This window comes from Serratia sp. TSA_7, assembly GCF_052692135.1.
On the sequence record NZ_JBQZFU010000010.1, the window covers coordinates 24,533 to 51,022 of the forward strand.

27 protein-coding genes are annotated in these 26,490 nt (G+C 56.3%); 12 read left to right on the top strand and 15 right to left on the bottom strand.

What is annotated here, in order from left to right:
• Window positions 1-175: 175 nt before the first annotated feature.
• On the top strand, window positions 176-1,387 hold the full coding sequence (gene gltS / locus ACUTQW_RS22195) for a sodium/glutamate symporter (protein ID WP_004953394.1): 1,212 nt from the start codon (window positions 176-178) through the stop codon (window positions 1,385-1,387).
• 56 nt (window positions 1,388-1,443) lie between these two features.
• Here the strand turns inward: gltS and recG are convergent, their stop codons facing one another.
• Genes recG through gmk form a run of 5 tightly spaced genes read right to left on the bottom strand, consistent with a single transcriptional unit; the run spans window position 1,444 to window position 7,306 of the window.
• Window positions 1,444-3,525, bottom strand: a complete 2,082-nt coding sequence (gene recG / locus ACUTQW_RS22200; RefSeq protein ID WP_004953393.1) for an ATP-dependent DNA helicase RecG — start codon at window positions 3,523-3,525, stop codon at window positions 1,444-1,446.
• Window positions 3,522-4,217 carry a tRNA (guanosine(18)-2'-O)-methyltransferase TrmH gene (trmH, locus tag ACUTQW_RS22205; protein WP_004953390.1) on the bottom strand — a complete coding sequence of 232 codons (696 nt, stop codon included), beginning with the start codon at window positions 4,215-4,217 and terminating at the stop codon, window positions 3,522-3,524. Before trmH ends, recG begins: the two co-directional genes overlap by 4 nt.
• 5 nt (window positions 4,218-4,222) lie before the next feature.
• A complete protein-coding gene (gene spoT / locus ACUTQW_RS22210; RefSeq protein WP_006320163.1) occupies window positions 4,223-6,334 on the bottom strand; it encodes a bifunctional GTP diphosphokinase/guanosine-3',5'-bis pyrophosphate 3'-pyrophosphohydrolase in 2,112 nt (703 codons plus the stop codon).
• A gap of 18 nt (window positions 6,335-6,352) precedes the next feature.
• Window positions 6,353-6,628: a DNA-directed RNA polymerase subunit omega gene (gene rpoZ, locus ACUTQW_RS22215; RefSeq protein ID WP_004953385.1), complete on the bottom strand. Its 276-nt coding sequence runs from the start codon at window positions 6,626-6,628 to the stop codon at window positions 6,353-6,355.
• A gap of 54 nt (window positions 6,629-6,682) precedes the next feature.
• Window positions 6,683-7,306 carry a guanylate kinase gene (gene gmk, locus ACUTQW_RS22220; RefSeq protein ID WP_004953384.1) on the bottom strand — a complete coding sequence of 208 codons (624 nt, stop codon included), beginning with the start codon at window positions 7,304-7,306 and terminating at the stop codon, window positions 6,683-6,685.
• 284 nt (window positions 7,307-7,590) lie between these two features.
• Between gmk and ligB the strand changes: the two genes are divergently transcribed.
• On the top strand, window positions 7,591-9,294 hold the full coding sequence (gene ligB, locus ACUTQW_RS22225) for an NAD-dependent DNA ligase LigB (RefSeq protein WP_041417677.1): 1,704 nt from the start codon (window positions 7,591-7,593) through the stop codon (window positions 9,292-9,294).
• Window positions 9,295-9,301: 7 nt separating this feature from the next.
• On the opposite strand, the gene ACUTQW_RS22230 is transcribed toward ligB, so the two are convergent.
• A complete protein-coding gene (locus tag ACUTQW_RS22230; protein ID WP_235196017.1) occupies window positions 9,302-10,861 on the bottom strand; it encodes an MFS transporter in 1,560 nt (519 codons plus the stop codon).
• A 116-nt stretch (window positions 10,862-10,977) separates the two neighbouring features.
• Here ACUTQW_RS22230 and ACUTQW_RS22235 point away from each other — a divergent pair, with 116 nt between their 5' ends.
• Window positions 10,978-11,871 (top strand): LysR family transcriptional regulator, encoded by an 894-nt coding sequence (locus tag ACUTQW_RS22235; RefSeq protein ID WP_006328941.1) that lies wholly within the window; start codon window positions 10,978-10,980, stop codon window positions 11,869-11,871.
• A gap of 6 nt (window positions 11,872-11,877) precedes the next feature.
• Here ACUTQW_RS22235 and ACUTQW_RS22240 read toward each other — a convergent pair whose 3' ends face one another.
• Window positions 11,878-12,495 (bottom strand): trimeric intracellular cation channel family protein, encoded by a 618-nt coding sequence (locus ACUTQW_RS22240; protein ID WP_006320142.1) that lies wholly within the window; start codon window positions 12,493-12,495, stop codon window positions 11,878-11,880.
• Between the two features lie 298 nt (window positions 12,496-12,793).
• Here ACUTQW_RS22240 and ACUTQW_RS22245 point away from each other — a divergent pair, with 298 nt between their 5' ends.
• Window positions 12,794-13,228 carry a DUF3574 domain-containing protein gene (locus ACUTQW_RS22245; RefSeq protein WP_037431916.1) on the top strand — a complete coding sequence of 145 codons (435 nt, stop codon included), beginning with the start codon at window positions 12,794-12,796 and terminating at the stop codon, window positions 13,226-13,228.
• 30 nt (window positions 13,229-13,258) lie between these two features.
• Here ACUTQW_RS22245 and ACUTQW_RS22250 read toward each other — a convergent pair whose 3' ends face one another.
• A complete protein-coding gene (locus ACUTQW_RS22250) occupies window positions 13,259-14,443 on the bottom strand; it encodes a NupC/NupG family nucleoside CNT transporter (protein WP_006328931.1) in 1,185 nt (394 codons plus the stop codon).
• Window positions 14,444-14,787: 344 nt separating this feature from the next.
• Between ACUTQW_RS22250 and ACUTQW_RS22255 the strand changes: the two genes are divergently transcribed.
• Window positions 14,788-15,177 carry a hypothetical protein gene (locus ACUTQW_RS22255; protein ID WP_006328930.1) on the top strand — a complete coding sequence of 130 codons (390 nt, stop codon included), beginning with the start codon at window positions 14,788-14,790 and terminating at the stop codon, window positions 15,175-15,177.
• A gap of 54 nt (window positions 15,178-15,231) precedes the next feature.
• Here ACUTQW_RS22255 and ACUTQW_RS22260 read toward each other — a convergent pair whose 3' ends face one another.
• A complete protein-coding gene (locus tag ACUTQW_RS22260; protein WP_006328929.1) occupies window positions 15,232-16,095 on the bottom strand; it encodes a YicC/YloC family endoribonuclease in 864 nt (287 codons plus the stop codon).
• Window positions 16,096-16,221: 126 nt separating this feature from the next.
• Between ACUTQW_RS22260 and rph the strand changes: the two genes are divergently transcribed.
• Together rph and pyrE are read left to right on the top strand one after the other, a co-directional pair.
• The gene (gene rph / locus ACUTQW_RS22265) at window positions 16,222-16,938 is read left to right on the top strand and encodes a ribonuclease PH (RefSeq protein WP_004953365.1); all 717 of its coding nucleotides are present in this window, start codon (window positions 16,222-16,224) and stop codon (window positions 16,936-16,938) included.
• A 93-nt stretch (window positions 16,939-17,031) separates the two neighbouring features.
• The gene (gene pyrE, locus ACUTQW_RS22270) at window positions 17,032-17,673 is read left to right on the top strand and encodes an orotate phosphoribosyltransferase (protein ID WP_004953362.1); all 642 of its coding nucleotides are present in this window, start codon (window positions 17,032-17,034) and stop codon (window positions 17,671-17,673) included.
• 47 nt (window positions 17,674-17,720) lie between these two features.
• On the opposite strand, the gene slmA is transcribed toward pyrE, so the two are convergent.
• From slmA to coaBC, 3 genes are all read right to left on the bottom strand, one after another.
• Window positions 17,721-18,317, bottom strand: a complete 597-nt coding sequence (gene slmA, locus ACUTQW_RS22275; RefSeq protein WP_004953358.1) for a nucleoid occlusion factor SlmA — start codon at window positions 18,315-18,317, stop codon at window positions 17,721-17,723.
• Window positions 18,318-18,700: 383 nt separating this feature from the next.
• Window positions 18,701-19,159, bottom strand: coding sequence for a dUTP diphosphatase (gene dut, locus ACUTQW_RS22280; protein ID WP_020439997.1), 459 nt, complete (start codon window positions 19,157-19,159; stop codon window positions 18,701-18,703).
• Window positions 19,137-20,354: a bifunctional phosphopantothenoylcysteine decarboxylase/phosphopantothenate--cysteine ligase CoaBC gene (coaBC, locus tag ACUTQW_RS22285; RefSeq protein ID WP_020439996.1), complete on the bottom strand. Its 1,218-nt coding sequence runs from the start codon at window positions 20,352-20,354 to the stop codon at window positions 19,137-19,139. Before coaBC ends, dut begins: the two co-directional genes overlap by 23 nt.
• Window positions 20,355-20,534: 180 nt before the next feature.
• On the opposite strand from coaBC, the gene radC reads away from it, so the two are divergent.
• The 4 genes from radC (at window position 20,535) to mutM (ending at window position 22,786) form a co-directional block, all read left to right on the top strand.
• Window positions 20,535-21,218 (top strand): RadC family protein, encoded by a 684-nt coding sequence (gene radC, locus ACUTQW_RS22290; protein WP_013815028.1) that lies wholly within the window; start codon window positions 20,535-20,537, stop codon window positions 21,216-21,218.
• A 263-nt stretch (window positions 21,219-21,481) separates the two neighbouring features.
• Window positions 21,482-21,718 carry a 50S ribosomal protein L28 gene (gene rpmB / locus ACUTQW_RS22295; RefSeq protein ID WP_004953342.1) on the top strand — a complete coding sequence of 79 codons (237 nt, stop codon included), beginning with the start codon at window positions 21,482-21,484 and terminating at the stop codon, window positions 21,716-21,718.
• Between the two features lie 11 nt (window positions 21,719-21,729).
• Window positions 21,730-21,897 (top strand): 50S ribosomal protein L33, encoded by a 168-nt coding sequence (gene rpmG, locus ACUTQW_RS22300; protein WP_002208990.1) that lies wholly within the window; start codon window positions 21,730-21,732, stop codon window positions 21,895-21,897.
• A 79-nt stretch (window positions 21,898-21,976) separates the two neighbouring features.
• The gene (gene mutM / locus ACUTQW_RS22305; RefSeq protein ID WP_062789448.1) at window positions 21,977-22,786 is read left to right on the top strand and encodes a bifunctional DNA-formamidopyrimidine glycosylase/DNA-(apurinic or apyrimidinic site) lyase; all 810 of its coding nucleotides are present in this window, start codon (window positions 21,977-21,979) and stop codon (window positions 22,784-22,786) included.
• Here the strand turns inward: mutM and coaD are convergent, their stop codons facing one another.
• From coaD to waaA, 3 genes are read right to left on the bottom strand one after another with little or no spacing between them, the layout of a single operon-like run.
• Window positions 22,787-23,272 (bottom strand): pantetheine-phosphate adenylyltransferase, encoded by a 486-nt coding sequence (gene coaD / locus ACUTQW_RS22310; RefSeq protein ID WP_064799610.1) that lies wholly within the window; start codon window positions 23,270-23,272, stop codon window positions 22,787-22,789. It abuts the gene before it with no gap.
• A 3-nt stretch (window positions 23,273-23,275) separates the two neighbouring features.
• The gene (locus ACUTQW_RS22315) at window positions 23,276-24,049 is read right to left on the bottom strand and encodes a glycosyltransferase family 2 protein (RefSeq protein WP_004953322.1); all 774 of its coding nucleotides are present in this window, start codon (window positions 24,047-24,049) and stop codon (window positions 23,276-23,278) included.
• Window positions 24,050-25,327: a lipid IV(A) 3-deoxy-D-manno-octulosonic acid transferase gene (gene waaA / locus ACUTQW_RS22320; RefSeq protein ID WP_006328922.1), complete on the bottom strand. Its 1,278-nt coding sequence runs from the start codon at window positions 25,325-25,327 to the stop codon at window positions 24,050-24,052. It abuts the gene before it with no gap.
• A 125-nt stretch (window positions 25,328-25,452) separates the two neighbouring features.
• Between waaA and ACUTQW_RS22325 the strand changes: the two genes are divergently transcribed.
• The gene (locus ACUTQW_RS22325; protein WP_006328919.1) at window positions 25,453-26,466 is read left to right on the top strand and encodes a glycosyltransferase family 9 protein; all 1,014 of its coding nucleotides are present in this window, start codon (window positions 25,453-25,455) and stop codon (window positions 26,464-26,466) included.
• Window positions 26,467-26,490 lie beyond the last annotated feature (24 nt).

Sequence of the window (26,490 nt, forward strand, 5' to 3'; positions counted from 1 at the left end):
GCGCCCTAATATTACGTCGGGGTTATCAATGCTTATGTCGTATTTTTGTTCATTTTTTCTTGTCTTCTCAGCATTTTTTACTTCTAATCCCACCCTCATCAAGTTTTAAAAACTAAGCGGTTTTCTATAACTTATTATTTCTTATTGGATCTTTTCCGTTACAGGGAGTACCCGGATGTTTCATCTTGATACTTATGGCACGTTAGTCGCGGCAACGCTGGTTTTGCTCCTTGGGGGCAAATGCGTCACAAGCATTCCGCTGTTGCGAAAATACACTATTCCCGCACCTGTCGCCGGTGGGTTGCTGGTGGCGCTCTTGTTGTTAGCCCTGAAAAAGTTCGCTAACTGGGAAATCAGCTTCGATATGTCGCTGAAAGACCCGTTGATGCTGGCCTTCTTCGCCACCATCGGCCTGAATGCCAACCTGGCGCGGTTGCGCGCGGGTGGCAGAGCGCTAATGGTGTTCCTGTTTGTGGTGCTGGGCCTGCTGCTGGTGCAGAACGCCATTGGCATCGGCATGGCGAAAATACTGGGCTTGGATCCGCTGATGGGCCTGATCGCCGGTTCAATTACGCTATCCGGCGGTCATGGTACCGGCGCAGCCTGGAGCAAGCTGTTTATCGAACGCTATGGGTTTGAAAACGCGACCGAAGTGGCGATGGCCTGTGCGACTTTCGGCCTGGTGCTGGGCGGCCTGATCGGTGGTCCGGTGGCGCGTTACCTGGTGAAACACTCCTCTACGCCGGAGGGCACACCGGAAGATAGCGTGCAACCGAGCGGTTTTGAAAAGCCGGAAAGCGGTCGACTGATCACGTCCTTGGTGATGATCGAAACTATCGCGATGATCGCCATCTGCTTGAGCCTGGGCCAGTTTATTGCCGGTCTGTTGAATGGCACGGTGTTTGAATTGCCAAACTTTGTTTGCGTGTTGTTTGTCGGCGTGATCCTCAGCAATACGCTGGCGTTCAGCGGTTTTTACACCGTGTTCGAACGGGCGGTGTCGGTGCTGGGGAACGTCAGCCTGTCACTGTTTCTGGCCATGGCGCTGATGAGCCTGCGCCTGTGGGAGTTGGCGTCGCTGGCGCTGCCGATGCTGGCCATTCTGGCTGTGCAGACACTGGTGATGGCGCTCTACGCGATTTTCGTCACTTACCGGGTGATGGGTAAAAACTACGATGCGGCGGTACTGGCTGCGGGCCACTGTGGTTTTGGCATGGGCGCTACGCCAACGGCGATCGCCAATATGCAGGCGATTACCGATCGCTTCGGTCCCTCGCATCTGGCGTTTCTGGTGGTGCCGATGGTGGGGGCGTTCTTTATCGATATCGCCAACGCGATCGTGATTAAGCTGTATCTGCTGTTGCCGGTATTCCCGGCGGTGGGCTGAATAACGTTCGAGAGGTAAGCAAGGGCGCCATTGGCGCCCTTGTCTATGGCTGAGGGTCAGGCGTTGGAGTAGCGCGCTTTCTCCGGTAGCCAGCGTTCAATCAGGGCGCGGGCATGTTCCGGGTACTGCTGGTGAATATGACGGGCGACGCGTTGCACTTCCGGTATCATCGCCTGGTCGCGCAGCAAGTCGGCCACCTTGAACTCCGCACTGCCGGTCTGGCGCGTCCCAAGCAGCTCGCCTGGGCCACGAATTTCCAGATCGCGCTGGGCAATCACAAAGCCATCGTTACTGTCGCGCAGAACCTGCAGACGTTTCTGCGCAGTTTTACTCAGCGGGGTTTTGTACAACAGCACGCAATGCGATGCCACAGCGCCACGGCCAACGCGGCCGCGCAACTGATGCAGTTGCGCCAATCCAAGCCGCTCCGGGTTTTCGATGATCATCAGGCTGGCGTTCGGTACGTCGACGCCCACTTCGATCACGGTGGTTGCCACCAACAGCTGTAACTCACCCTGTTTAAAGGCCTGCATTACCGCCTGCTTTTCCTGCGCTTTCATGCGGCCGTGAACCAGAGCGACTTTCAGTTCGGGCAGTGCAGTCTTCAACTCTTCCCAGGTGGCTTCTGCCGCCTGCGCTTCCAGCAACTCCGACTCCTCGATCAACGTACAGACCCAGTACGCCTGCCGGCCTTCTTCCATACAGGCGCTTTTTACCCGCTGGATAATATCGGCGCGCCGGGTGTCAGGAATGGCGACGGTGGTGACCGGTGTCCTGCCTGGCGGCAGTTCGTCGATCACCGAGGTATCGAGATCGGCATAGGCGGTCATTGCCAGCGTGCGTGGGATTGGCGTGGCGGTCATGATCAACTGGTGGGCATGGAAGCCTTGCTCCTCGCCCTTTTCCCATAGAGCCAGCCGTTGGTGCACGCCAAACCGGTGCTGTTCGTCGATGATCACCAGCGCCAGGCCGGAAAACTGTACCTGTTCCTGGAAGATGGCGTGCGTACCGACCACCATCGACACTTTTCCGCTGGCGATCGCTTCCTGCTGAGCAATGCGTGCCTTGCCTTTTTGCTTGCCGGCCAGCCAGCCGACTTCAAGCCCCAGCGGTTCAAACCACTGGCGGAAGTTATTGGCGTGTTGTTCGGCCAGCAGCTCGGTGGGCGCCATCAATGCCACCTGTTTGCCGTGGGCGATGGCGCGCAGCGCCGCCAGCGCTGCTACCAGCGTTTTGCCTGAGCCGACATCACCTTGTACCAGCCGCATCATCGGGAAGCCTTTTTGCATATCGGCTTCGATATCGGCCACCACGCGCTCTTGCGCGCCGGTCGGCGAGAACGGCAATTCGGCGAGAAATTGTTGTTTCAGACGGTCATCCGGCATCAGCGGCAGCGCCTGATAACTCTGCGCGCCGGCGCGTACCGCCAGCATGCTGAGGTTATGCGCCAGCAGCTCTTCCAGGATCAGGCGTTTTTGCGCCGGATGCTTGCCCTGTTCCAAATCTTCCAGCTGGATATCCGGCGGCGGGCGGTGCAGGGTGTGCAGCGCCTGCGGCAGGCTCATCAGCCCGCCACTGAGTTCCGGTGGCAGCAGTTCGGCGATGGCGCAGGTGTCCAGCAGCTCCAGCGCCTGATCGGTCAGCTTGCGCAGTGTGGCCTGCCTGATGCCTTCGGTGGTCGGATAAACCGGCGTCAGTGATTCTTGCAGCTCAACCTCGCTGCTTTCCCCCTGAATGCGGTATTCCGGGTGGATGATTTCTGCGCCGTGGTTACCGCGTTTGATCTCACCGTAAGCGGTCACGCGCCGGCCTGCGGCCAGGCTGTTTTTCATCGCTGCGTTGAAGTTAAAGAAACGCATGGTGAGCAAGCCGGTACCGTCGCTGATTTGGCAGGTCAGCATACGCCGACGGCCAAAACTGATATCGCTGCGCAGCACTTCGCCTTCCACCGTGGCAAAAATGCCCGGCAGCAGATCGTTGATCGGATAGAGACGAGTACGGTCTTCATAACGCAGCGGGAGATGCAGCAGCAGGTCCTGAATGGTTTCCAGGCCAATTTTGGCCAGCTTGCCCGCCTGGCTGGCTCCAACCCCGGAAAGCGTGGTGAGAGGGACGGCGTCCAGCAGGCGGCCTTTCATCGGCGTACCGTTGCCTGCATGGTTGCCCACCATTCTGCATCGGCGACCACCTGGCCCTGTTGGTCAATCTGCGGGCGCGGCAGCCCTTTGCGCTTGGCGACGTTGGCCAGCACCGGGTAGCCGCCCTCGAACAGCAGGCGTTGTTGTTCTTCTTCGTCCAGCGCGCTGCGGGTGCGCAGGTACATGCCGGCGTTGTGGCGTTGGCGCTGCGCTTCGTACAAGATCAAGGCGGAGGCGACCGACACGTTGAGGGATTGCACCATGCCGATCATCGGAATGATGATGTCCTGGTCGGCCAGGGCCAGCGCTTCTTCGGTGATACCGGTTTTTTCCTGGCCCAGCAGCACGCAGGTTGGGCGGGTGTAATCCACCTCGCGGAAATCAACCGCGCGGGCGGAAAGGTGGGTCGCCAGAATTTGCATACCTTGATCTTTCAGGTGGGTCACTGCATCAGAGATGGTGCGGTGGGTTTTTACGTTGACCCAGCTGTTGCTGCCGGCAGCGGAGGAAACCAGGGTACGCATGCGTGAGGTCGGCCACACGGCATGCACCTGATGCACGCCGACGGCGTCGGCGGTGCGGATAATGGCGGAGACGTTATGCGGTTTGTGTACCTGTTCCAGGCAGACCGTCAGATCCGGCTGCCGGGTTGCCAGCATTTCACAAATCCGCGCATAGCGTTCAGGGCTCATAGGCGCTAATTTCGGTTACGGTTAACTTTAATCACATCCGGCATGATACGGATTTTACGCATAATATTTGCCAGATGGATGCGATCGCGGGTGGTCAGGCGGATAAAGGCGCTATAAACCCGGCCGTCTTTCTCTTCGGTATTCAGGCTCTGAATATTGGACTCGGCCGCGTTGATGGCCGCCGTCAGGTTGGCCAGCGCGCCCTGATGGTTAAACATGTCCACTTTGATCTCGGCGATGAACTCCTGCTCGATGTCCTTATCCCACTCTACCGCCATGAATTTCTCAGGCTCTTTCTGGTAGCCGCGGATGTTTCGGCAGGATTCATGGTGGATCACCAGCCCTTTGCCCGGGCTGACGTGGGCAATGATCGGGTCGCCCGGAATAGGTCGGCAGCATTTGGCGAAGGTGATCAGCACGCCGTCTGCGCCCTTGATCGCCAGGTTACGAACCCCGGAGGAGGTGCCCAGGTTGGATTGGTCACCCTGCAGGTTTTTCGCCACCACCACGCTCATGGCATTGCCGAGGCCGATTTCAGCCAGCAGATCGTCCAGGGTCGCCAGCTTCATGCGATCCAGCTCGTGCTGGATATTTTCCGGTGGAATTTCTGCCAGTTTGCGGCTGCCGCCCAACGCATGGTTCAGCAAGCGGCGGCCGAGGCCGACCGAGTCATCGCGCTTGAGGTTTTTCAGCATCTGGCGGATTTTGGCGCGCGCTTTCGAGCTGACGACAAAGTTCAGCCAGGCGGCGTTTGGCCGGGCACCCGGTGCGGTGATGATTTCCACCGTCTGACCGCTGCTCAGCGACTGCGACAGCGGATAGGGTTGGCGATCGACGCGGGCGCCAACGCAGGCATGACCGATATCGGTATGCACCGCGTAGGCGAAGTCGACCGGCGTTGCGCCCGCAGGCAGTTCAACGATGCGGCCTTCCGGGGTGAAAACGTAAATCTCATCCGGGAACAGATCGGATTTCACGCTCTCGATAAATTCAAATGAACTGCCGGCGCTTTGCTGCAACTCCAACAAGCTTTGCATCCATCGCTGGGCGCGGATTTGCGCGGTGGTGCCGGTTTCGCCCTGTTCTTTTTCTTTATAAGCCCAGTGCGCGGCCACCCCCATTTCTGCCATCTGATCCATATCTTCGGTACGGATCTGCACCTCAACCGGCACGCCGTGAGGGCCGATCAGGGATGTGTGCAACGATTGGTAGCCGTTGGCTTTGGGAATGGCGATATAGTCTTTGACCCTGCCCGGGCGCGGTTTATACAGGCTGTGGGCCTGGCCCAGCACGCGGTAACAGGTATCGACTTCCTTCACGATCACCCGGAACGCGTAGATGTCCATAATCGAATGGAACCGCTGTTCTTTCAGGTGCATCTTGAGGTAGATGGAATACAGATGCTTTTCTCGCCCGCTGACGCGGCAAGGAATGCCGGCTTCGTTCAATCGGCCTTCGATCTCGGAGAGAATCTTTTGGATCATCTCCTTACGGTTACCGCGAGCGGCTTTCACCACTTCTTTGATTACACGGTAGCGGTTCGGGTACAACGCCTCAAAACCCAGCTCTTCCAGCTCGGTCTTCAGGTGGTGAATACCCAGGCGATGGGCCAAGGGGCTGTAGATTTCCAGGGTTTCACGCGCGATACGCCGACGTTTGTCAGGACGCAGCGAACCCAGGGTACGCATATTGTGCGTGCGGTCGGCCAGCTTGATCAGCACGACGCGGATATCCTGCACCATCGCCATGATCATTTTGCGGAAGTTTTCCGCCTGGGCTTCTTTCTTATCCTGGAACTTCAGCTTGTCGAGCTTGGATACGCCTTCAACCAGTTCAGCGACGCTCTTGCCGAACAGTTGTTCCATATCCTGGTAGGTGGCCGGGGTGTCTTCGATGACGTCATGCAGCAGCGCTGCCATCAGCGTCTCATGGTCGAGACGCATTTCCGCCAGAATGCAGGCCACGGCGACCGGGTGAGTAATGTAGGGCTCACCGCTGGAGCGTGTCTGTCCCTCGTGAGCATCACGTGCAACGAGGTATGCCTGTTTGAGGCGCTTAATCTGCTCCTCAGGCAGGTAACGTTGAATCAGCAGATTCAGGCTTTCAAACAGGTACAAGGCAGACTCGCAGTCTAATTAACGACGACCTTCAGCAATTGCGGTAACCGCTTGAATTTCTGCGGCTTCCTGCTCTTGCTGCTCCTGACGATCACGAACATCGAGGATCTGGCTGGTGATCAGGCCTTCTTCGATTTCGCGCAGAGCGATAACGGTGTACTTGTCGTTTTCTTCCGGAACAAGTGCATCTTTACCGCCAGTCTGGATTTGACGTGCCCGACGAGCAGCGACCAACACCAGGTCAAAACGGTTACCAATTTTCTCTACAGCGTCTTGAACAGTTACGCGTGCCATATTTGTGCTACTCCACAGGTGACGAAAAGACTGGGCATAATACTGAAACTGTCTTCAGTCTGCCAATAGTTTGCTGATTAAAGCGTCATGCCGCAGTAATTGCCGGCCTAAACGCAGGCGCTCGGCGCGAATAATGGTTTTCAGATCGGACAGGGCCAGATCGAAATCATCGTTCACGATTAAATAATCATACTCCGCGTAGTGCGTCATTTCCGCTACGGCTTGCGCCATGCGTTTGGCGATCACGTCTTCGGAGTCTTGCCCGCGGCCACGCAAGCGGCGGCCAAGTTCATCCTTCGACGGCGGCAAAATAAAGATGCTGCGCGCCTGCGGCATTTTAGCGCGGATCTGCTGTGCGCCCTGCCAATCGATATCCAGGAAGACGTCTACGCCGGTCGACAGCACCTGCTCAATAGCGGCGCGTGAGGTCCCGTAATAGTTGCCGAACACTTCAGCATGCTCAAGAAACGCATCCTGCTCAATCATCCGGCGGAATTCATCTTTTGAGACGAAGAAATAATGTTCGCCGTGATGTTCACCCGGGCGGCTGTCGCGCGTGGTGTGCGAAACCGAAACCTGCGTGTCGTACAGCGGTTGCGTCTTTAACAAAGCCTGAATCAGACTTGATTTCCCTGCGCCACTGGGGGCAGAGACAATAAAAAGCGTGCCTTGAGCCATGATGATGTTCGTTGATAGCGGTTGATGTGCCAATAACAGCGGATGTGTATTTTCTCCGCACAGTATACACGGCTAACGCGCCGGGTGCAGCGTTAGCTCGCATTTTGCCCGCCGCTTTGTGCTGAAAAAACCGCTAAACGGCGGATTTGCGCAGCGGATCGGCAAATTTCCGCGATTTCATGTAACGCAGCCTTCCTTTCTCGAGCCGCTTGGCAGTTCGGACAACTGGCCGTTGCCGAGACGGCACTGCCCGGTTTTACTGCCGGTTATCAGGGAGGTGCACCATGCGAAAATGTGGAATACGGGTCGGGATGACGCTGTTGGGCGGGTTAATGTTCTGCGGTGCGCTGCGGGCGGAAAGTTGTCCGGTGTGGCGGCCGGAGCGGCTGCAACTGGAGATAACCGCGTTAAAAAACCAGCTTGAACGCTGGGATGTGGCTTATTACCAACAGGGCGACAGTTTCATTGAGGATGAGGTCTACGACAGCCTGCGGCAAAAGCTGCAGTTGTGGCACCGTTGCGCCGGGCTGGAAAGGGTCGAGGAGCCCAGTCCGCTTTTACCGGCGGGCAAGACGCCTCACCCGGTGGCGCACACCGGGCTGCATAAATTGGCGGATCCTGCCGCCGTGGGCCAATGGCTGCGAGGCCGCAGCGATGTCTGGGTTCAGCCAAAGGTGGACGGCGTAGCTATTACTTTGGTGTACCGCGATGGGGAACTGGCGGCGGCGGTCAGCCGGGGAAACGGGCTACAGGGGGAAAACTGGCTGGAAAAGGTGCGGGCTATTCCGGCGATACCGGCGGCGGTGAAGGGCGCTCCGGCGACGTTGATTCTGCAGGGCGAACTCTTTCTGATGGTGAACGGTCATCAGCAAAAGATTCATGGCGGCATCAATGCCCGATCCACGGTAGCCGGTGCGCTGATGAAAAACCGGCTTTCGCCGGTCTTGCAACAGATAGGTCTGTTTGTCTGGGCATGGCCGGATGGCCCAAAGGAAATGACTCAGCGTTTGCAGCAGCTTGCCGCAATGGGATTTCCTCTCGCGTTGGCTTATTCACAGCCCGTGAGTTCACTGGACGACGTGCGGCAATGGCGTGAGCGTTGGTATCGCGAAGCATTGCCCTTCGTCACGGATGGCGTGGTGATTCATCAGGCGCGCTCACCGCAAGGGCGCTATTGGCAGGCAAAGCCCGGCGATTGGGCGGTCGCCTGGAAGTATCCGCCGGTGCAGCAGGTCGCCAGGGTCAATGATATCGAGTTCAGCGTAGGCCGTACCGGAAAGATTGCCGTGGTGCTGAAACTTGCTCCTCTCAGGATGGATGATAAATGGGTCTCGCGGGTTAACCTGGGATCGCTGCCCCGCTGGCGGCAGTGGGCGGTTGTGCCCGGAGATCAGGTGGCTATTAGCCTGATGGGGCACGGGATCCCGCGTCTGGATAAAGTGGCCTGGCGGACCACAGAAAGAATCGTGCCCAGTGCGCCGGCTACCGATCGCTACCATGCTTTGAGTTGCTTTACCTGGCTGCCGGAGTGTCGCCAGCAGTTTCTGGCGCGGCTGGTGTGGTTGGGCGGCCCACAGGGACTCGGCCTGCACGGTGTCAGTGAATCTACCTGGCAGGTGCTGATTGATCAGGGGCTGGTGCGGCATTTGCTGGATTGGCTGGTGTTGACGCCGGAGCAACTGATGTCAGCGCCCGGCATCGGTGATAAACGCGGGCGAAGCATCCACCGGCAATTTCAGCTGGCGCGACAACAGCCGTTTGCTCGCTGGCTGATAGCCTTAGGCGTGCCGCTGAGCCTGCAACAAACGTCGGCGCTGAAAAGCTGGCATCAGATACGGCAACTCCCCGTAGGAGAGTGGCGAAAAATGACCGGGATAGGCGCGAAAAAGGCCGAGCAAATCACCGGTTTTCTGCAGCATCCGCCATTTCTGACGCTGGTCAGCACGCTGGAGGCACAGGAAATAACAGGTTTTGTCGGAACCCAGTGATGTGCTGTTACTCCGTCGATCTCTCGACAAGTGGGGTTGCGTCCGTGGTCTGTGGATGCGTGATCGGCGAGGGTGAGGTATGACGCAGAAAAATAAAAACGATGCCTGCGGATATCGCCGTCATTAACGCCAGAATATACAGCAGGTTATGAAACGCGGCTTCGTAGCTCTGTTTCAAGGCCGCAGTATCGATATTCAGCAGTGCCGCCGCTTGTTGCAGGTCGCCCATTGCCAGCCGATGGGCGCCGGCGGCCGCATTCGCCAGCGGAGAGCCCGGTAGATGCTGCTCAACCAGGGTGGCCAGCAACGCGCCCACCACGGCGAGTGCGATACCTTCGCCCGCCACGCGGACGGTGCTAAAAATGCCGGTAGCCATGCCTGCGCGATCCTTCGGTACCACGCTGACCGCCAGGCCGTCCATTAATCCCCAGGGCAAGCTGATGCCGCAGCCAATGGTCAACAGCGGCAAAATCAATAGCACGAAGGGTTTCCCCGGCGCATATTGCGCCAGCCATAACAGGCCGAAGGCGCAGATCAGTAAACCCAGGCTGGAAATGATACCGGCGGAAAACCGGTGCGCCAACATGCCTGCCAGCACAGGCAATACCAGCATTGGCGCCGAGAGTGTGAACATAACGATACCCGCCTCCAGGGTGCCGTAACCTTCGATGCCAATAAAGCGCAGCGGGAGTAAAACCAGCAGCACCACGTAGGAATAGGCCGGGGCGGCCGCCAGAAACTGTACGCCGACAAAGCGCGGATAGCGGAATAAAGACAGATCAAGCATCGGCCTGCGCACGCGATTCTCGATCGCGACAAAGGCAATCATGAAAAGCAGCGCGCCGCTGAACAGGGCGATGACTCCACGGTTGCCCCAACCGCTGTCGGGGGCTTGCAGTACGGCATAAGTCAATAGTGTCAGAGCCAGCGTAAAGGTGGCCGCGCCGGGCCAGTCGAGTTTGGCCGCTGCGGGATCGCGCGACTCATGCATATAGCGTATACCGGCGAACAGGGCGATGGCGCTGAACAGCGACACGCTGATAAAAATCGCGCGCCAGTCAAAATGCTGTACTAAAAAACCGGCCAGCAGCGGGCCAAATGCCAGGCCGATGCCAAAGGTGGTTCCCAACAGGCTGAAGGCTTTGGCGCGTTCTGCGCCATCGAATACCTGAGCCAGGCCTGCGGTTCCTCCGGCAAACGCCGCTGCGGCGGCAATACCCTGAAGCGCACGAATCACATCGAAGGCGATGATATCTTGCACCGTCAGCATAACCATTGAGCTTAGGGTAAGCACCGCCAGGCCGCTGATGAACACGCGTTTGCGGCCAAAGCGATCGGCGAGCGCGCCGGCAATCATCAGGCTGCAGCCAAAGGTCAGCATAAAGGCGTTGGTGACCCAACTGAGGGCGACTACGCTGCCGCCCAGGCTGGCGGCGATAGCGGGTAAAGAGACTGCCGGGCCGGTAAAGTTAATCGGCATAATCAACCCCGCCAGGCAGACGGAGAACAGGATAATCCAGCGTTGCGGATCGGGAGCGGGGTCTGGAAGACGGTGAGGATGGTTCATGATGAGCTCCAGCGGCAGTATTGTCGGTTGAGATGGATGATAAAGTGGATTTAATTGGCTAAAAATGGGGCTATATTCCACTCTTTAAGGACAATAACGCTCTAATTGGAGATCCTATGGACAGCCTCAGTGGCCTATTGGCCTTTGTGCGCGCTGCCGAGCTACGCAGTTTTGTCGCCGCAGGTGAACGGCTGGGCGTGTCCGCCTCTGCCGTCGGGAAAAGCGTGGCCAGGCTCGAGGAATCGTTGGGCGTCAGGCTGTTTAACCGCAGCACCCGGCGTATCAATCTCACCGATGAGGGGGCGTTGTTTTTTGAACGCTGCCAACGCATCGTCAGCGAAATTGAAAATGCCGAAGCCGAAATGGCGAGGATCTCCGATGCGCCGCGCGGCAAGCTGCGCGTGAGTATGCCGGCTATCGGCTATCGAATGTTGGTACCTCTGCTTGCTGATTTCAGCGCGCTTTATCCCGAGGTTGAGCTGGACGTGGACTTCAATGACCGGATGGTGGATCTGATCGCCGAGGGAATCGACGTGGCGGTTCGCAGCGGTGAGTTGGCGGATTCCCGGCTGATGGCCCGGCGGCTGGGGCCGTTCCGGTTGATACTGGCGGGCGCGCCTGAGTATTTACAGCGTCGGGGCGTGCCGCAGCGGCCGGAAGATTTGCTCGAGCATGCCTGCCTGCGCTACCGCTACCCGGGGGGCCAGCAATTGCAGGAGTGGAGGTTGTTTTCTGATGGAGAGCCGGTTTCCCAACGAATCCCGGTGACGCTGAGCTGCAACAGCATTGAAGCGCTGATCCACGCCACCCAGGAAGGATTGGGCATCGCTTACCTGCCGGATTTTACGCTGTGTTCGGCCATTAACGCCGGGCAACTGGTGGCGGTGTTGGATCAACATACGCAGGAGCAGGGATTTTTCTCAGCTCTATGGCCGTCAAGCCGGCATATGCTGCCCAAGGTGAGGGTCTTTGTAGACTACCTGGCGCAGCATATGTTGCCTCTGAGATGAGCCGTATTAATGGTCTGGATGCTGGTAGTTGAATACCGGCAGCCCCAGGCGAAAGCGCAGGGCGATCAAGCGGGCGCTCAGGCCGGCGACCAGCGTGATGATGACGACCAGGTTATGCGGCAGGCTGAAGTGTTGCAGGCCGATGTACAGCCAGGCGGCGGCGAAGGAAATACCGGCATAGATTTCCTTCTGGAAAACCAGAGGGATGCGGTTGCAAAGCATATCGCGCAGCACGCCACCGAACACGCCGGTGATGACAGCCGCAATGGCGGCGATGATAGGGCCGTGGCCCATATCCAGAGCGACCTGCGCCCCGATGATTGAAAATACAATCAGACCAACGGCGTCCAGCACCAGGAACAGGCGACGCAAGTGGCGCATCAGCGGCGCTACCCAGGTAGTGACAATCGCGGCAATGGCGACAATCACGATATATTCAGGATGCTTGACCCACCCCAACGGAAAGTGCCCGAGCAGCATATCGCGCACCGAGCCACCGCCAATAGCTGTGGCCGAAGCGATAATAATCACGCCAAACATATCCATCTGGCGGCGGCCGGCAGCCAGCGCGCCGGTCATGGCTTCGGCGGTGATGCCGATGATATAAAGAATGCTCAGTAACATAAGGTATTCACAGGGTGGGCGGGAGTGAGTGTAAGGCCGAAAGGGTAATCGCCGACGGGGCATATCGCTACTGAGTTTTTCTAACCAATGCCTATTCGGATTACTTTAATTAATCTGGAAGTGGTTTATCTGACTTGTTATTGGCCTTTTTTAACCTTTCAATGACCATACAGGTATTAGATATTTCGTGTTAGTTTCTAGAGCTGACTATGCTTTTTGCATTCTATCTTTACGCTGCGCATCGGCGGTGTATTTCAGGCTGATGACGGGTGTGCTCACCGAGGAATATGAATATAAAATGAAAAATACTCCCATGCTGGCGGCGGCCTTGGTTACCGCCCTGTTGTTGAGCGGCTGTGTTGCAACGGCCCAAAATGCCACGCAGCAAAAACCGAAGGTTTGCGGCACCGGCGATCCGATGGTCCAAACCACGCTCTATTTCGGTTTGAACCGCCCAACCGGACCGGTGATTACCGCAGCAGAGTGGCAGAGTTTTGTCGATCGGCAGGTAACGCCGCGCTTTAAAGACGGTCTGTCGGTGTTTGATGCCAAAGGACAGTGGCTGGGCAATGATGGCAAACTGGCACGCGAAAACAGCAAGGCGTTAATGCTGATACATGCGCCGGGCAAGGAGAGTGAAACCAACATCGAGGCGCTGCGCAGCAGCTATAAGCAGCAGTTTGCGCAGGATTCGGTGATGCGCGTTGATGCGCCGGTGTGCGTCGCGTTCTGAGGTGATCCCGGCCGGAGCCGGGATATTGACTTACAGCACCAACCCTGCGATGGCTGCCGAGAGCAGGCTGACCAGCGTTGAACCATAGACCAGCTTCAGGCCAAAGCGGGATACCACGTTGCCTTGTCGTTCATTCAGCCCTTTGATCGCCCCGGCGACGATGCCGATAGAGGCAAAGTTGGCAAAGGAGACGAGGAACACGGACAGAATACCCAGGCCGCGCGGCGACAGTTCCGCCGCAATTTTCTTCAACTCGATCATCGCCACGAATTCATTGGCCACCAACTTGGTCGCCATGATGCTGCCGGCCCGCAACGCATCCTGTGCCGGGATACCGATCAACCAGGCCAGCGGATAAAACACGTAGCCCAGAATTTGCTGGAAGCTGATGCCGAACACGGCCGAGAACAGAGCATTTACCGCAGAGATCAGCGCAATAAAACCAATCAGCATCGCGGCGATAATCATCGCAATCTTGAAGCCCGCCAGAATGTATTCGCCCAGCATTTCAAAGAAGCTCTGATCTTCATGCAGTTTGTTCAGTTTCAGTTCAGGCTCATCGTCCAGTTGATAAGGGTTGATGATCGACAGAATGATAAAGGTGCTGAACATATTGAGGATCAGTGCCGCAACCACGTATTGCGCATCGATCATCGACATGTAGGCGCCAACGATGGACATGGAGACCGTCGACATGGCGGTTGCGGCCATGGTGTACATGCGGCGCGGCGAAATATCGCCGATGATCCCCTTATAGGCGATGAAGTTTTCCGACTGACCGAGTACCAGCGTGCTGACGGCGTTGAAAGACTCCAGCTTGCCCATGCCGTTAACCTTGGACAGCAGGGTGCCGACCAGGCGGATAATCAGCGGCAGAATACGAAAGTGCTGCAAAATACCGATTAGCGCGGAAATAAAGATAATCGGGCACAAAACACCCAGGAAAATGAACGCCAGCCCGTCCTTGCTCATGCCACCGAAAACAAAGTCGGAGCCTTGCGCTGCGTAGGTCAGCAGCGTTTCAAAGAAGCCGGCGACGTGTCTGATTACGCTGAGGCCACTTTCTGAATGCAGGAAGAAATAGGCGAGTGCACCTTCAATGACCAACAGCTGAATAATATAGCGCAGGCGAATTTTCTTGCGATCGTTGCTGACCAGCAACGCCAGGGCGATGATCACCACCAGGGCGAAAATAAATTGCAGAATTTGCGGCATAAAGGGTCCGTACGGCTTGCGGGCATGAAAAAAACACATTTAGCCACAGCTTCGCCTGCCTTTCATTACCTTACGTGATAATTAGAACAAAATACTTCGGGCGGCTAGTATGGGTTATGGATTGTCATTCTCTGGGTGATCGTCGCAGTTTTTCGTAAAAGCCTCGCTTTTACGGCGAAGATGCCTGTAAACCCATCGCCGATGGAGCGGGCCGGCTGGAATCTGTCCCGCATAATCTGAACGTCATCCCGCTTAACTATTGATTTTTTCCTCGCTGAGAGAGAAAAAGAGTTCACTATTTCGCCGCAAAAGACGGCCTACTTTCTCAGGATGAGGATGCGGATATGAAGACACAGGCAATGTTGCGGGCGCTGGCAAATGGCATTAACCCCGAGACGGGGGAATTGCTGGGTACGGCGTCAATGACCGGTTCGCCGGAGGCGATTCGGCTACTGTTTGCATTGGCCGAGGAGTTTCAGGCTGAGCCGGAGCGCCAGAAGAAAGTAAAGCTGTCACCGGAAGAGCGGCAGCAGAAAAACATTGCCGAGGGACGGCCGGCGAAATCGCATTTCCCTTGGGCAGAGGAGGAAAAACAGCGGCTGCAGGAGAGCTATGCAGAGGGCGGAACGCTTGAGGCATTGAGCAGCGAATTTGAACGCACCACTTGGGCCATCGCCGTTCAACTGCAAAAAATGGGGCTAATTACCGAACAGCAGGCGGCCAGGTATATATAGGGTTGGTTCATAAAAAAACCCGCATAGCGCGGGTTTTGGTTAGTGAAGAAAATATCACTCGATGTTCTGGATCTGCTCGCGCATTTGCTCGATCAGCACTTTCAGTTCGATAGCGGAAGTGGTGACTTCGGCATTAATCGACTTGGACGCCAGCGTGTTCGATTCGCGGTTAAACTCCTGCATCATAAAGTCGAGGCGGCGGCCCACGGCTTCTTTCTTCTTCAGGATGTTATGCGTTTCTTTTACGTGGGCTTCCAGACGGTCCAGCTCTTCGGCAACGTCAATACGTTGCGCCATCAACACCAACTCCTGTTCCAGGCGAGTGTTTTCCAACTGCACCTGAGCCTCTTCCAGCTTGCTGACCAGGCGCTCACGCTGCCATTGCAGGATGTTTGGCATCTGGGCGCGCACTTTGATCACTTCGGCGCTGACGCCGTCGAGGCGCTGTTCGATCAGGGCTTTCAGCGCGGTGCCTTCGCTTTCGCGAGCGGTGATGAAATCATCCAATGCGCTGTCCAGAGCCTGCATCAGCTGTGCGCTGATGGCGTCCAGATCCTGCTCCTGAGCAGACATCACACCCGGCCAACGCAAGACGTCGATAGGATCGATTTCCCCTTCGTCGCTCTGCATTTTTACCCAGTTGGCGGCTTCAACCAGCTGTTTAGCCAGTTTTTCGTTCAGGATCAGCGAGCTTTGCGCGCTCGGGTCCAGCTCGAAGCGCAGGTTGCATTCCACTTTGCCACGGGTCAGACGGCCACGGATACGTTCGCGGATCACCGGCTCCAGGCTGCGGAATTGCTCCGGTAAACGGATGTAGGTTTCTAGATAGCGTTGGTTAACGGAACGCAGCTCCCAAGCTGCGCTGCCCCATTCACCCTTGATTTCACTCCGTGCGTAGGCGGTCATGCTGCGGATCATTGATGCGTACCCGTAATAGGAAAAGATGGAACGATTATAACGTTGGACCTCCGGGCAGGATAGGCATTACGTCACGAAGCCCGTATAATGCGCAGCCAATCGTAGATTAGAAGCCGGAGAGAACCCATGCGTCCTGCAGGCAGAGCACCACAACAAGTTCGCCCACTGACACTGACCCGTCACTATACCAAACACGCTGAAGGTTCAGTGCTGGTTGAGTTTGGCGATACCAAAGTTTTGTGCACCGCCACGGTAGAAGAGGGCGTTCCGCGCTTCCTGAAAGGTCAGGGCCAGGGTTGGATCACCGCCGAATACGGCATGCTGCCGCGCTCCACCCACAGCCGTAACGCTCGCGAGGCCGCAAAAGGCAAGCAGGGCGGCCGTACGCTGGAAATTCAGCGCCTGATCGCCCGTTCGCTGCGTGCGGCGGTCGATCTGAAAAAACTGGGTGAGTTCACCATTACCCTGGATTGCGACGTACTGCAGGCTGATGGCGGCACCCGCACCGCCTCCATTTCCGGTGCCTGCGTTGCGCTGGCTGATGCGCTTAATGCATTGGTTGCTGCGGGCAAACTGAAGGCCAACCCAATGAAAGGGCTGGTGGCTGCAGTGTCTGTCGGTATCGTCAAGGGCGAAGCGCTGTGCGATCTGGAGTACGTCGAAGACTCTGCGGCAGAAACCGATATGAACGTGGTGATGATGGAAGACGGCCGCATGATCGAGGTGCAGGGCACCGCCGAGGGCGAACCTTTCAGCCACGATGAGCTGTTGGCGCTGTTGGCGCTGGCTCGAGGGGGCATCGAAACCATCTTCCAGGCGCAGAAAGCGGCGCTGGCAGAGTAATTTTTAAGGCGACTGAAGAGTCGCCTTTTTTACGCCCGACTATCGGGTGGCAGTAATAACAGATCTAACAGACCCAGACGAGGAGAAGCAGTAATGAAAGCCTATCAGCGCCAGTTTATCGAGTTCGCGCTTAACAAGCAGGTATTGAAATTCGGTGAGTTCACTCTGAAATCCGGCCGTACCAGCCCGTATTTCTTTAATGCCGGCCTGTTTAATACCGGGCGTGATCTCGCGTTGTTAGGACGCTTCTACGCCGAAGCGCTGATGGACTCCGGCATCGATTTTGATCTGCTGTTTGGCCCGGCATACAAAGGTATCCCGATCGCCACCACCACGGCGGTAGCGCTGGCGGAACACCATGAACGCGACGTACCTTACTGCTTTAACCGTAAAGAAGCCAAAACCCACGGCGAAGGCGGCACTTTGGTGGGCAGCCCGCTGCAGGGCCGAGTGATGCTGGTGGACGATGTGATCACCGCCGGCACCGCAATCCGTGAGTCGATGGAAATCATCGGTGCCAGCGGTGCGACGTTGGCCGGGGTGTTGATCTCCCTGGACCGTCAGGAACGCGGGCGTGCGGAGATTTCAGCTATTCAGGAAGTCGAGCGCGACTATCACTGTAAGGTGATTTCCATCGTGACGCTGAAAGATCTGATTGCTTATCTGGAAGAGAAACCGGAAATGGCGGCGAGTCTGGCGGCGGTGCGTGCTTATCGTGAACAGTACGGGGTTTAACGCGCTATTCACGTTGTCAGGCGCGCCAAAACGCGCCTGACAACGGTTTATTGCAGCTGTGCCGCCAGCAGCGGCCAGCGGCCGTCGAAGTCTTGCGTAGGACGGTAACGGAACTCGGAGCGCACGTAGCGTGACAGCATACCTTCGCAGAAGGCCAGCAGTTGGCTGGCCAGCAGCGTTTCATCCACGACAAAGCCTTTGCCTTCCCGCAGTTTGCGCTCTTTCAGTACCTGCCGCAGCTGCGCCTCTATACGTTCAAACAACTGGCTGATCCTTCCCTGCAAACGGTCCTGCTCAAACATCAGCGCATGGCCGGTCATGATGCGCGTCAGGCCAGGGTTACGTTCGGCAAACCCCAAGATCAGCAACAGGATCAGGCGCAGGCGGTTAAAGGTTTCTTTTTCGTCCTGCAGGATCAGGTTGATGCGCGTTATCAGGCTGTCTTCAATAAATTCGATCAGACTGTCGAACATCCGTGTTTTGCTGGGAAAATGCCGATACAACGCAGCTTCGGAGACACCGACGTTAGCGGCCAGTTTCGCAGTGGTGATACGCTGGCTGCCGTCGCTGGATTCCAGCATCTGGGCTAACGCCTGCAGTATTTCCTCGCGCCTGTTCCTTTTGGTATTTTCTTTTTCTGCCATGTCTGATTAGACCCTTGCTAAAACTGCTTAGACTTTCGGAAACCCGCGCACCGGCCATTGCAGAGAGATCTCTGTGCGGCTTATGTGATAGCTTTTTTACGATGCTGGGGTCAGCGGCCTTAACGACCTGTGTTCTCCACGCGACCTGGTGTGCGCTGTAATCGTTGCCGGACAAACCTTGCCATATACCCGCCATACTTGAAGCTGCATCTGTGTTGGCTGCACACACTCACCCCGTAGGGGCCAGCGCAAGCGCTGTTCAACAAAGCCACGGCTTTGTTGTGATGCAACTCCAATTATCTTGGGTATAGAAATGTCCTTCTCTCTGGGCGGCAAGGTTTCGGACGACATTTCCCTGCCGACCATCAAGTCTTGGGCTGCGCTTAGTGGCGACCCGAGTGGCCAAAGCCACCTGCGCCACGTTCGCTGCTGTCGAACTCTTCTACCAGATTGAACTCAGCTTGCACAACAGGCACAAAGACCATTTGCGCGATACGTTCGCCAGGTTCAATGGTGAAGGATTTTTGGCCGCGGTTCCAGACGGAAACCATCAGTTGGCCCTGGTAGTCGGAGTCGATCAGGCCAACCAGGTTGCCCAGCACCACGCCGTGCTTGTGGCCCAAACCTGAGCGCGGCAAGATCACCGCCGCCAGATCGATGTCGGCAATGTGAATAGCCAGACCGGTAGGCAGCAACGTGGTTTCACCCGGCGCCAGTTCAACCGCGGTGTCCAAGCAGGCGCGCAGATCGAGACCGGCTGAACCTGGGGTAGCGTAGGTCGGTAAAGGGAAATCCTGTCCGATACGCGGGTCGAGGATTTTAACGTCGATTTTTTTCATCATAACGGCTGACTATCTCGTCTATTAAACGTTGGCCAAGGAGTGCCTTATCGCTCAGCGCCAGGCGCTTTTCTCCATTCTGCCAAAAAAGGTGCAAGGCATTGGTGTCACTGTTAAACCCATGCTCTGCAAGCGATACATCATTAGCGCAAATTAAATCCAGTTTCTTACGCGCCAGTTTTTGTCGCGCGTATTCTTCCACATTCTGGGTTTCGGCGGCAAACCCCACGACAAAGGGGCGATTTTTAGTCATTGCGGCGACGCCGGCAACGATATCGGGGTTTTTTACCATTTTGAGGATGATTTCATCACCCTGTTTTTTTATTTTTTCACCGGCGATCTGCCCGGCACGGTAATCGGCTACGGCGGCACAGGAAATGAAAATGTCCTGCTGGGCGGCGCGCTGCTGTACTGCGTGTTCCATTTCCAGCGCACTGATGACGTCTACCCGGGTTACCGACGGCGGCGTCGGCTGGTTGACCGGACCGGCAATCAAGGTGACCTGCGCACCGCGTGCTGCGGCGGCTTGGGCGATAGAGAAGCCCATTTTACCGGAACTGTGATTGCTGATGAAACGCACCGGGTCCAGCGCTTCACGCGTTGGGCCGGCGGTGATCATAATCTTTAAATGTTGCAAATCTTGTGAAGCGGAGAAATAACCGTTCGCCAGATCGACGATGTTCAAGGGATCGAGCATGCGGCCCGGCCCAATATCGCCACAAGCCTGGCTGCCGCTGTCCGGGCCCCACAGCAACATGCCGCGTGCCTGCAGCGTTTGCAGATTGGCTTGGGTGGCGGTGGCGCGATACATCTGTTGGTTCATGGCAGGCGCTGCGGCTATCGGTGCGTCGGTCGCCAGGCAAAGGGTCGTCAGCAGATCGTTGGCCATGCCGGCAGCAACGCGTGCCAGCAGATCGGCGGTAGCTGGGGCAAGAATCACTAAATCCGCCCATTTTCCGAGCTCTATGTGACCCATCGCGGCTTCGGCTGCGGGATCCAGCAGATCGTCGGAGACCGGATAGCCGGAAACCGCCTGCAGCGTCAGCGGCGTGATGAACGCTTTCGCCGCGCCGGTCATTACCACACGCACTTCCGCGCCTCTGTCACGCAGGCGGCGCACCAGTTCTGGGCATTTGTACGCAGCGATACCGCCACTGATGCCAAGCACAATATGTTTGCCGGAAAGTCCCGTCATCATGATTGTCCGATTGAAAACCGAAAGATGCGCCATTTTAGCATAACCGCCAGACAGGTGAGCGATTCCGCTGTCTCTGCAGCTCGTTACATTGCGCTTTGCGCAGCACTTCGCAATGTTATCAAACACCTGTCGTTACCCTTTGTTCCGCATGGCATGCTTGGACGCTTTCGGGGGGTGATGATGAGCAGTCAGGTAATGACCTTATGGCCGGGAGCGTTAGCGCCCCGGGAAAAGTTACTGCGGTACGGCGCGGCGGCGCTGTCCGATGCGGAGTTGCTGGCGATTTTTCTGCGTACCGGGTTTCCCGGCCTGCATGTCATGCAACTGGCGGAGCAGCTGTTGGGGCAGTTTGGCTCGCTGTATCATCTGATGTCGGCAGACCATCAGGTTTTCTGCAGCCACAAAGGATTGGGCAATTCGAGCTATGCGCAACTTCAGGCGATTTCAGAATTGGCGTTTCGCTTCTTTTCCAGCCATCTGGCGCAGGAAAACGCCATGCTCAATCCCAAAATAACGCAGCATTATCTGCAAAGCTTACTGGCGCACCGTGAGCGGGAGGTGTTTTTGGTATTGTTTTTAGACAATCAGCACCGCGTTATTCGCCATCAGGAGATGTTTGCTGGTACCATCAGCAGCGTCGTCGTGCACCCGAGAGAAATTGTGCGTGAAGCGTTGAAGGCTAATGCGGCCGCCATTATTCTGGCGCATAATCATCCTTCGGGTAAGGCTGAACCCAGTCACGCTGACCGTTTGATAACAGAGCATGTGGTTAATGCCTGCCTGTTATTGGAGATCCGAGTGCTCGATCATTTGGTGATAGGTCGGGGTGAATGCGTCTCTTTTGCCGAGCGCGGATGGCTTTAAGCGATTTTTTCGCGATCCTTCGGGGATCTTTAGCTGTTCGGGACTTGAGCACTTACGCCTCAGAGCGTATACTACGCCACCTTTGAGAATCTTGGGTTTGGCGTAAGAGCCTATCTCAGCAGGTTTCTAACCTGATGTGTGGTTTCTGACCTGATGACGGGAGTCTCCTCAGTATGGAGTTTGCTGAGATGGGCTCTAAAAGCCTGACGAGGCGGCCATACCCTATACGAAGCTCGAGCTGATTTGATTTTTGGAGAATAGACATGTCCCGAGTCTGCCAAGTTACTGGCAAGCGCCCGGTGAGCGGTAACAACCGTTCCCACGCAATGAACGCGACCAAACGCCGTTTTCTGCCGAACCTGCACTCACACCGTTTTTGGGTTGAGGCTGAGAAGCGCTTTGTAACGCTGCGTGTATCTGCTAAAGGTATGCGTGTTATCGATAAGAAGGGTATTGAGACGGTCTTGGCCGATCTGCGTACCCGTGGTGAGAAGTATTAAGGAACTGCATCATGGCTAAAGGTGTTCGCGAGAAGATCAAGCTGGTTTCTTCTGCTGGTACTGGTCACTTCTATACCACCACGAAGAACAAGCGTACTAAGCCGGAAAAATTGGAACTGAAGAAATTCGATCCAGTTGTCCGTCAACACGTACTGTACAAAGAAGCTAAAATTAAATAATTTTAGTGGATTAATAAAAACCCAGCTTAGGCTGGGTTTTTTGTTTTATAAGGGTAGAAAACCGACGGGAGAGCGCCAGATGCCTGAATTACCAGAAGTTGAGACCAGCCGACGTGGTATTGAACCTTATCTTGTCGGCCATAGCATTCAGTATGCGGTGGTGCGCAACGCGCGGCTGCGTTGGCCTGTTTCCGAGCAAATTCTGGCGCTGAGCGACCGACCGGTACGCAGCGTACAACGCCGCGCCAAGTATCTGCTGATTGAACTGGACCACGGCTGGATTATCGTCCATTTGGGGATGTCCGGCAGCCTGCGTATGCTGGCTGAGGAAACCGAAGCCGGTAAGCACGACCATGTTGATCTGGTGATCAGCAACGGCATGACGCTGCGTTATACCGATCCCCGCCGTTTTGGCGCCTGGCTGTGGTGCGAAGACCTGGCGAACAGCAATGTGCTGGCCCACCTTGGGCCGGAACCGCTAAGTGAAGCCTTTACTGGCGCCTACCTGTACGAAAAATCGCGCAATAAGCGCACGCTGATCAAACCCTGGCTGATGGATAACAAGCTGGTCGTAGGGGTTGGCAATATCTACGCCAGCGAATCACTGTTCACCGCCGGGATCCTGCCCGATCGCCCGGCCGCTTCGCTGAGCAAAATGGAAGCTGAGTTGCTGGTGGAGACTATCAAGGCGGTATTGCTACGCTCGATTGAGCAAGGGGGGACCACGCTGCGCGATTTCCTGCAGTCGGACGGTAAACCAGGCTATTTCGCGCAAGAATTGCAGGTGTATGGTCGTGCGGGTGAGCCTTGCCGCGCGTGCGGCACGCCGATTGAATCCGCTAAACACGGGCAGCGCAGTACCTTCTTCTGCCGTCGCTGCCAACGCTGATTATTGTGCGGCGAGCCTTTCCATCAGTGCCTGGGTGACCACGTCCGGCAGGAAAGGTGCGATATCGCCGCCGTGGCGCGCCACTTCCTTCACCAGAGAGGAAGAGATAAACGACCACTCTTCGGAAGGCATCAGGAACACGCTTTCCAGCGTTGGCATCAGGTGGCGGTTCATGTTCGCCAACTGCAATTCATATTCAAAGTCAGACACCGCACGCAGGCCGCGCACCAGAATATTGGCATTTTGGTGGGCGGCAAAATGCGCCATCAGCTCACTGAATCCCAACACTTCGACATTATCCAGATGCGATGTCACCTGAGTGGCTAACGCCACGCGCTCTTCCAGCGTGAACAGCGGTTTTTTGCTTGGGCTGGAGGCAATGGCCAGAATGACGTGATCGAACATCAATGACGCGCGCGTCACCAAATCCAGGTGGCCGTTAGTCAGGGGATCGAAAGTACCGGGATAAATGGCTTTACTTGTCATGATTCACTTCTCTGAAGAGTTGCGGCCCAATGCCCACAATGCGGCATATTTATTGAAGGTATATTGCGCGTTGACCACGGCTAACAGCAACCCCTGTTTACCGTCGAGGAAGCCGGCGCGCAGCAGCCAGGTTTTGCAGAAGGCACCGAGAGTATGAGTCAGTATGGAGGAGTAACCGCAGCGCTTGCCGGCCTGATGACGCTGATTGGCCCATTCTTCGGCATAACGCAACTGCTTGCGCTGGAAAGCGAAAAAGTCGCGACAGGTCAGGTGTAGCAGATCGCCGCTGAGGGGTACCACTTTCGCGGCGCCGATATTGAGCGATTCATGCACCAGATCGTCGTTATAGCGATAGCGTCGGTTGGCGTACAGCCGGTTGACGCGATCCGGATACCACCCGCTGTGACGCATAAAACGTCCGAGGAACAGGTTGCGGCGCGCACAACTGTAGACCTGATTGTCGTCAGGCGCGGCCAAGGTCTGTTCAATCGACTGGCGCAGTTCGGGGGTGACGCGCTCGTCAGCGTCGATCATCAGAATATAGTCGTGGCTGGCGTAGCTTTGAGCCAATTGGCGTTGTTTGCCGAAGCCCTGCCAGTCGGTATGGACGAACACTTTGGCGCCGAGGTTTTCGGCAATGGCGATGCTGTCATCCTGGCTGCCCGAATCGAGAATGACCACTTCGTCCGCCCAGGCCACAGAGTTCAGGCAATCCGGCAGCAGCCCGGCTTCGTTCTTGGCGATGATCACCACCGACAGGCTTTTGCGGTCGCTCATTTAATGGCTCCGTGGCGGCAGGTGCGGTTCCAACAGTTGCAGCAGGCGCTGCAGCGCTCCCTGATTCTGATACAGCACTTCCACGGCGTGGCGGCCGTAATAGCGGCGATAGTCTTCGTCGGTGAGCAGAGTGGCGACTTCCTTGACCAGCGAGTCCTCGTCGGCCACGGTGATCAGCCCTTCGGCCTGCGATAACTTGGCGCAGATATCTTTAAAGTTGAAGATATGCGGCCCCATCAGCACCGGAATGGCGTGTGCGGCGGCTTCCAGCGGATTATGCCCGCCGCGTTCCACCAGGCTGCCGCCGACAAAGGCCAGGTCGGCAATGCCGTACAGCAGCATCAGTTCGCCCATGGTATCGCCAATCACCACCTGGGTGCTGCCGGAGGGGATTTCACCGCTGCTGCGCAGGGTGTAGCTGAAACCGGCTTTCTGCACCAGTTCTTTGGCGGTAGAGAAACGTTCAGGGTGACGCGGCACCAGGATCAGCAGCAGGTCGGGATGTTTTTCCAGCAGCTTGCGGTGTGCCGCCAGCAGAATGGTTTCTTCACCTTCATGAGTGCTGGTCGCGATCCACACCGGGCGACGCGGTGCCCATTGGCGGCGTAACGTGATCGCGCGCGCAGCCAGCTCGGGAGTGACGGAAATGTCGAATTTCAGGCTGCCGGTCACGGTCAGCTGCGAGCGTTTCAGGCCTAGTTCGATAAAGCGTTCGCCATCTTCCTGATTTTGCGCGGCGATTAGCGTAATGCGGCGCAGCATGTCGCGGACAAAACCGCCGATTTTTTTATAGCCGGCGGCAGAGCGAGCGGAAAGGCGTGCGTTGGCGATCACCAGCGGGATCTGACGCTGATGCAGCGCGTTAATCAGATTTGGCCACAGCTCGGTCTCCATGATGATAACCAGCTTGGGGTTCACCTGATCGAGGAAACGGCGCATGGAGCCGGGCAGGTCGTAAGGCAGATAAACATGATGAACGTCTTTACCGAAAGCGGACTGAACGCGCTCTGAACCAGTTGGCGTCATCGTGGTCACAGTAATCGGTAAATAGGGATAGCGGTGGCGCAGCGCGCGGACCAACGGGATGGCTGCCAGCGTTTCCCCCACGGAGACGGAATGCAGCATGATGCCGCCCGGCACCACTTTTCCGGCGCAGAAGCCATAGCGTTCTGCCCAGCGTTTACGGTAGGCTGGAGCTTTGCGGCTGCGCAGCAGTAAGCGGAGCCAGATCAGGGGTTGGATGAGGTAGAGTAGTACCTGATATAAACGCAGCAACATTCTATCAATTTCATTTATATGGGTTAGTCAGAATAGTACCATAACTGGAAGGGAAAGGCGCTAATTTGGTAACCTTTGGTGTCAGTTTTAGACAACAGGCGAGAGATTTCGCTGATAGGCTTGGAATGAAGAATATTTTAATTATTCGCCGTGACAATATTGGCGATCTTGTTTGTACGACTCCTTTGATTGAAGGGGTGAAAATTGCCTATCCGGATGCCAAACTTTATCTGTTAATCAATAAAGTCAGCCAGGATGTCGTTAAAAACAACCCGCACCTTGAAAAGGTTTTCGTCTATAAAAAGGCAAAGCACAAGGCGAAAAATGAAACGACATTAGGGGTTTATTTTGAGCGTCTGATGATTTTTCTTAAGCTGCGTAAAATAAAATTCGACGCGGCGATCCTGGCCAACCCGGTTCCTTGCAAGTACAGCCTGCGGTTGGCGAAAATGGCGGGGGTAAGCAATATTATCGGCGCAGATTTAGGTACGCCTGATATTCATCATCCTTTCCGTAAGGAAAATTTCAGCGGCAAGCATCAGGTAGAGCATACTTACAGCTACCTATCGGCGATTACCGAACAGCGCATCCCGATCCCGCCGGTCCGCGTGTTTTTGGCCCCGGAAGAGCGCCAGCAGGCGGCGCAACGTTTGCAGAAACTCTTGCCGCCTGTCGGGCGAGTTTGCGCGGTCCATATCAGCAGTCGCAGCCCTAAACGTCGCTGGCCGATAGAACGCTATGCCGAAATTATCAATCGCTTAGTCGCCGATCAGAACACCGCAGTGCTGATTTTCTGGTCCCCGCAAGGCACGTTGACGCCTGACGATATCGGTGACCAAAAACGTGCAGAGCAGTTGTTGGCGCTGTGTCAGAATGAACGCGTGGCGCTTTACCCGACGGCCTCGGTGCGGGAATTACTGGCCGGTTTTGATTTATGCGACAGGGTATTGTGCAGCGATGGCGGGCAGATGCATCTGGCTGCGGCGTTGAATAAAGATATGGTGGTCTTTTTTGGCGATACGGATAAAGAATCCTGGCATCCCTGGACGGGGCGTTATCACATTCTGCAGACCGAATCGGGTGATTGTATTGATGTGTCCGTTGACGATGTCTGGGAAAAAATACAAACGTTCGATTAATTAAATTAAGGGCAGGGAATTCCC

What these genes read in the sequence shown, in the direction of transcription:
- slmA (WP_004953358.1), bottom strand. Translation starts at nt 18,317, where the DNA reads ATGGCAGAAAAAGAAAATACCAAAAGGAACAGGCGCGAGGAAATACTG.
- mutM (WP_062789448.1), top strand. Translation starts at nt 21,977, where the DNA reads ATGCCTGAATTACCAGAAGTTGAGACCAGCCGACGTGGTATTGAACCT.
- radC (WP_013815028.1), top strand. Translation starts at nt 20,535, where the DNA reads ATGAGCAGTCAGGTAATGACCTTATGGCCGGGAGCGTTAGCGCCCCGG.
- rpmG (WP_002208990.1), top strand. Translation starts at nt 21,730, where the DNA reads ATGGCTAAAGGTGTTCGCGAGAAGATCAAGCTGGTTTCTTCTGCTGGT.
- ACUTQW_RS22255 (WP_006328930.1), top strand. Translation starts at nt 14,788, where the DNA reads ATGAAGACACAGGCAATGTTGCGGGCGCTGGCAAATGGCATTAACCCC.
- dut (WP_020439997.1), bottom strand. Translation starts at nt 19,159, where the DNA reads ATGATGAAAAAAATCGACGTTAAAATCCTCGACCCGCGTATCGGACAG.
- recG (WP_004953393.1), bottom strand. Translation starts at nt 3,525, where the DNA reads ATGAAAGGCCGCCTGCTGGACGCCGTCCCTCTCACCACGCTTTCCGGG.
- ACUTQW_RS22250 (WP_006328931.1), bottom strand. Translation starts at nt 14,443, where the DNA reads ATGCCGCAAATTCTGCAATTTATTTTCGCCCTGGTGGTGATCATCGCC.
- ACUTQW_RS22260 (WP_006328929.1), bottom strand. Translation starts at nt 16,095, where the DNA reads ATGATCCGCAGCATGACCGCCTACGCACGGAGTGAAATCAAGGGTGAA.
- pyrE (WP_004953362.1), top strand. Translation starts at nt 17,032, where the DNA reads ATGAAAGCCTATCAGCGCCAGTTTATCGAGTTCGCGCTTAACAAGCAG.
- ACUTQW_RS22325 (WP_006328919.1), top strand. Translation starts at nt 25,453, where the DNA reads ATGAAGAATATTTTAATTATTCGCCGTGACAATATTGGCGATCTTGTT.
- ligB (WP_041417677.1), top strand. Translation starts at nt 7,591, where the DNA reads ATGCGAAAATGTGGAATACGGGTCGGGATGACGCTGTTGGGCGGGTTA.
- ACUTQW_RS22235 (WP_006328941.1), top strand. Translation starts at nt 10,978, where the DNA reads ATGGACAGCCTCAGTGGCCTATTGGCCTTTGTGCGCGCTGCCGAGCTA.
- rph (WP_004953365.1), top strand. Translation starts at nt 16,222, where the DNA reads ATGCGTCCTGCAGGCAGAGCACCACAACAAGTTCGCCCACTGACACTG.
- coaBC (WP_020439996.1), bottom strand. Translation starts at nt 20,354, where the DNA reads ATGATGACGGGACTTTCCGGCAAACATATTGTGCTTGGCATCAGTGGC.
- trmH (WP_004953390.1), bottom strand. Translation starts at nt 4,217, where the DNA reads ATGAGCCCTGAACGCTATGCGCGGATTTGTGAAATGCTGGCAACCCGG.
- ACUTQW_RS22245 (WP_037431916.1), top strand. Translation starts at nt 12,794, where the DNA reads ATGAAAAATACTCCCATGCTGGCGGCGGCCTTGGTTACCGCCCTGTTG.
- gltS (WP_004953394.1), top strand. Translation starts at nt 176, where the DNA reads ATGTTTCATCTTGATACTTATGGCACGTTAGTCGCGGCAACGCTGGTT.
- ACUTQW_RS22230 (WP_235196017.1), bottom strand. Translation starts at nt 10,861, where the DNA reads ATGAACCATCCTCACCGTCTTCCAGACCCCGCTCCCGATCCGCAACGC.
- ACUTQW_RS22240 (WP_006320142.1), bottom strand. Translation starts at nt 12,495, where the DNA reads ATGTTACTGAGCATTCTTTATATCATCGGCATCACCGCCGAAGCCATG.
- coaD (WP_064799610.1), bottom strand. Translation starts at nt 23,272, where the DNA reads ATGACAAGTAAAGCCATTTATCCCGGTACTTTCGATCCCCTGACTAAC.
- gmk (WP_004953384.1), bottom strand. Translation starts at nt 7,306, where the DNA reads ATGGCTCAAGGCACGCTTTTTATTGTCTCTGCCCCCAGTGGCGCAGGG.
- waaA (WP_006328922.1), bottom strand. Translation starts at nt 25,327, where the DNA reads ATGTTGCTGCGTTTATATCAGGTACTACTCTACCTCATCCAACCCCTG.
- rpmB (WP_004953342.1), top strand. Translation starts at nt 21,482, where the DNA reads ATGTCCCGAGTCTGCCAAGTTACTGGCAAGCGCCCGGTGAGCGGTAAC.
- rpoZ (WP_004953385.1), bottom strand. Translation starts at nt 6,628, where the DNA reads ATGGCACGCGTAACTGTTCAAGACGCTGTAGAGAAAATTGGTAACCGT.
- ACUTQW_RS22315 (WP_004953322.1), bottom strand. Translation starts at nt 24,049, where the DNA reads ATGAGCGACCGCAAAAGCCTGTCGGTGGTGATCATCGCCAAGAACGAA.